The 4052-nt window shown below is 62.6% G+C and carries 4 protein-coding genes; all 4 read right to left on the bottom strand.

Features of this window, described 5'->3' with window-relative positions; translation table 11 throughout:
* The coding region (locus ACTG4J_RS14910) for a CarD family transcriptional regulator (protein WP_439140527.1) at positions 1 to 147 on the bottom strand (147 nt) is incomplete at its 3' end.
* Between the two features lie 276 nt (positions 148 to 423).
* The gene (fdxA, locus tag ACTG4J_RS14915; RefSeq protein WP_439140525.1) at positions 424 to 759 is read right to left on the bottom strand and encodes a ferredoxin FdxA; all 336 of its coding nucleotides are present in this window, start codon (positions 757 to 759) and stop codon (positions 424 to 426) included.
* A 140-nt stretch (positions 760 to 899) separates the two neighbouring features.
* Positions 900 to 1277, bottom strand: coding sequence for an RNA-binding S4 domain-containing protein (locus ACTG4J_RS14920; protein WP_439140528.1), 378 nt, complete (start codon positions 1275 to 1277; stop codon positions 900 to 902).
* Positions 1274 to 4052 (bottom strand): helicase-related protein (locus ACTG4J_RS14925; RefSeq protein ID WP_439140526.1); only part of this gene is annotated, 2779 nt, incomplete at its 5' end. The genes ACTG4J_RS14925 and ACTG4J_RS14920, both read right to left, overlap by 4 nt.

The raw sequence follows: 4052 nt of genomic DNA on the forward strand, positions 1-4052 counted from the left end.
GTCCTTCTCGAAGGAAATGACAAAGAGCTCCAACCGCAGGCCAGCGATTTCCTGCTCCTCGATCGAGACGATCTTGCCGACCCCATGTGCGGGATAGACGACAAAATCGTTCGGGGTGAACTCTTGCGATTTCCGGGCCTTCGTCATTCTTGCTTTCCTTTCGCTCCCCCGACGATTGCGCAACAAAAACCACCGAGGAAAACGGAGGTTTTCCACAAGTGGTTGAGATGCGCGAAAAAGCCGGACAGGTTGGCAGACCTGCGATGGGTTACGGATCGTCTGTTACAGAAACATCATATAGCATGTAATGACGCTGATTTCCAGCGATCTGCGCGGCCCGCGAGCGCTGCCCCAACAAATTCAGGGCTTCAAGCGGCCCAAACCCACCGCAAAAGCGGCGATTTCGCGCCGAATCGGCCCCACTCAGCCGCCAGCGCCGGGAGATTCGGACAAGAGGTCCATCTTGCCCGGCTTACCGTCCATCTCTTCGGAACCGGGCAGCGGGTCTTTACGGGTCACGATCACCGGCCACATCTCGGAGTACTTGCGATTGAACTCAACCCATTTTTCCATGTCGGGTTCAGTATCGGGCCGGATCGCATCGGCGGGGCATTCGGGCTCGCACACACCGCAGTCGATGCATTCATCGGGATGGATCACGAGCATGTTCTCGCCTTCGTAGAAACAGTCCACGGGGCAGACCTCCACGCAATCGGTATATTTGCAGGCGATGCAATTTTCCGTCACGACATAGGTCATCAGTCATCCTCGGCTTATCAACAGGGCGTCTGCTACGCCAGCATTCCGGCCATTGCAAGGGTCGGAGCGCGGCACAAGCTTTGCGCGAGTGTAAACTTGGGTTTACACGTTTCAAGCGATTTCTTTGCGGCAGTTTCGCCTCAGGCCTCCGAGCCTTGATCATCTTGAAAGGCGTCAAGGGCGCGCCGATCACGCTTAGTGGGGCGTGGGCCGACACGAGCGGCCTCGGGCGTGCCGGGTTCGGGGGCGGGTGTCAGATCCTCGAACAGACCCTGTGCCTCGCTGGCTGGCCCCCGGCGCAGTCCAAGCGCCGTGATCTTGATCACCCGCACACGCGCGCCTTGCGCAAAGGTCAGCACATCACCCGGCCTCACAGATGTCGCGGCCTTGACCACGCGATGGGCATTCACCCGGACCTGTCCATCGGTGACCACGCGGCTGGCAAGGCTGCGGGTTTTGAAAAACCGCGCCTGCCACAACCACTTGTCCAAACGTGCCGAGGGCTGTTGTTCGGTCAGGATTTGCCTTTCAGCCCAGCAAGGGCCTGCGCGAAGGGATTGTCGGGATCGATCCGGTCACGCTTTTCGGGACGCGCGCTGAAGGTTTTGGGGCTTTCATCGCGTGGGGGCTTGGGGCCTTTGCCCCGCGGCGGCTTGCCGCCTTTGCCGCCTTTGCCCTGTGGCCTGTTGGCCCCATCGAAGCGGGGCTTGCCACCCTCTTCACGGGGCTTGGCGCCATCGTTGCGACGCTGCTGGGGGCGGGGGCCATTGCCTTGGCGGCGCGGCGCCCATGTGAAGGTGTAAAAGACCTCGATCTCGGGTGCGGCTGTGGCCACCTCCGGGGGATCGGCCGGCACCTCCTCGGGTGCGGTGGGCGGTGCTTCGTCGGGCTGTTCGACGGGCTGCTCGACCGGAGGTTGGGGCGGGGTTTCAACCGGGGCTTCGATGGGTGTCTCGGCCGGGGTCTCGCCCGGGATCTCGGTCGGTGTCTCGGCCGGTGTCTCGGGCGGTGTCTCGGGCGGATCGCCCGCAGTTGCCACAGTCACGGCGGCAGGCTTGACCTTGGGCCGCTCGCCACGCTCGCCGCGATAGCCAAGCCCGGCCATCAGATCGGCGAATTGATCAAGCGTCAGCCCGGTGATCGACAGCATATCGGCGCTGGCCTCGAAACCGCCGCGCGTATCCTTGTTGCGCAGCATATCAGCCAGACGTTCCAGCATATCGATGCGAATCGCGCGTTGGCCGGCCGGGCGGTAGCCCGACATGGTGTAATAGCCCTGCGGCTGCTGGCTATCATGGGCAATGGTCACAAGTCCGGGTGGCGGGCTTTCAGCGAAGATGTCCAAACCCTGCTGCAGGCCCCACAGCACCAAGCGCAACCGCGTCGGTGCGGGCTTGAGCAAGAGGGGCTGGAAGATCGTGAATTGACCAAAACGCACACCATGCTTGCGCAACAGGCCGCGCGCCTCTTGGTCGAGCGCCTTGATGTCATCGCCGATATCGGCGCGCGCCACGATGCCGAAGTTTTCGAGCAGGCGGAACGCCACGCCGCGGGCCAGACCCGTGATCGCCTCGTCACGCGACAGCGCCAAGAGCGGCTCGAATTGTGCTGCGATCCGGCGGTCGATGAAATGTTGCAAGCGGCGTTGGACCTTTTGCATCACCTCGGGGCCGGCATCCTCGTCGACGAAGGCCTCGGCCACGGGCTTGAGCGGATCATCGCCGCGCACCAGCTTGCCGATGGCCTGATCGCCCCACATCAGCCCGCCCTGTTCGGTCAGGTCGAACTCGGTATCGGGAGCGTTATAGAAACGATCGGCGCGCAGATGGAATTCGGGGCGCAGGGCTGCAAGGGCTGCTTGGCGCAGTGTCTTGGCCTCGTCCGGCCCCGTGGTCTGATCCTGACGAAAGCGGAAACCCTCGATCCGGCCAAGGATCTGGCCCTCGACGCTCACTTCACCCTTGTCGTTCACATCAGCCACAAGGCTCTCCTTCTGCTTCAACCGGCGAAGCAGGACACTTGTCCGCCGGTCGACAAATCTTTGCGTCAGCGCGCCATGCAAGGCATCTGACAGGCGGTCTTCTACGGCACGGGTCGCCTCGCGCCAATGGCTAACATCATCGACCCAGCCATCGCGTTGCGCGACATATGTCCATGTGCGGATAAACGCCAAGCGTTTCGACAATGTGTCGATATCGCCCTCGACCCGGTCGATACGCTTGACCTGACGGGCCAGCCAATCATCGGGCACACGGCCGAACTCTTGCAGGAAGTCGAAGATGCGGCCCAAAAGCTCGGCATGTTCGGTATGGCTGATGCCGCGAAAATCGGGGATGCGGCACACATCCCACAACAGCCGCACATCCTGCGCCGATGAGAGCCGCGCGCGCATATCATCGCGCGCGGCGATGGTCTTGAGCGCCATCAGGTCATCGGCCTCCCGCGCGCGGGTCAACCATTCGTCATTGGTGTGCTCTTCCAAAGAGCCGATCAATCGCCCGACCGATCCGAACTCCAACTGCGCATTTCGCCAATAAAGCTTGCGCAAAGGCGCAAAGCGATGCTCTTGGATGGCCTTGGCAAGATCCTCGTCGAGCGGCGGTGCCTCGCCGGTAACGCCGAAGGTGCCATCTTGCGTATAGCGCCCCGCGCGGCCCGCGATCTGGGCCAGCTCATTGGGCATCAATTCGCGCATCTTGCGCCCGTCGAACTTGCGCAGCCCCGAAAAGGCGACATGGCTGATATCGAGGTTCAGCCCCATCCCGATCGCATCGGTGGCGACCAGCACATCGACATCGCCATTTTGGTAAAGCGCGACCTGCGCGTTGCGGGTGCGGGGTGACAGCGCGCCCATCACGACCGCCGCCCCACCCTTTTGGCGGCGCAACAACTCGGCCATGGCATAGAGATTCTCGACCGAGAAGCCCACGATCGCACTGCGCGGCGGCATCCGGCTGATCTTTTTCGAGCCGGTATAGACCAGATCCGAGAATCGCTCGCGGCTCAGAAACTCGGCGCGCGGCACAAGGGCGGCGATGGCCCCGCGCATCGTGGTGGCGCCCAAGAAAAGTGTCTCGTGCCGCCCGCGCGCATGCAACAGCCTGTCGGTGAAGACATGCCCGCGCTCAGGGTCGGCACAAAGCTGGATCTCGTCGATGGCCAAGAAATCGGCCCCGATACCCACCGGCATCGCCTCGACCGTGCAGACCCAATACTGCGCGCGCTCTGGCACAATGCGCTCTTCGCCGGTGACCAGCGCCACGACCGAAGGACCGCGCATGGCCACGATCTTG

Origin of the sequence: Roseicyclus sp., from assembly GCF_965662675.1 — a bacterium.
In the GTDB taxonomy this organism is placed as follows: domain Bacteria; phylum Pseudomonadota; class Alphaproteobacteria; order Rhodobacterales; family Rhodobacteraceae; genus Roseicyclus.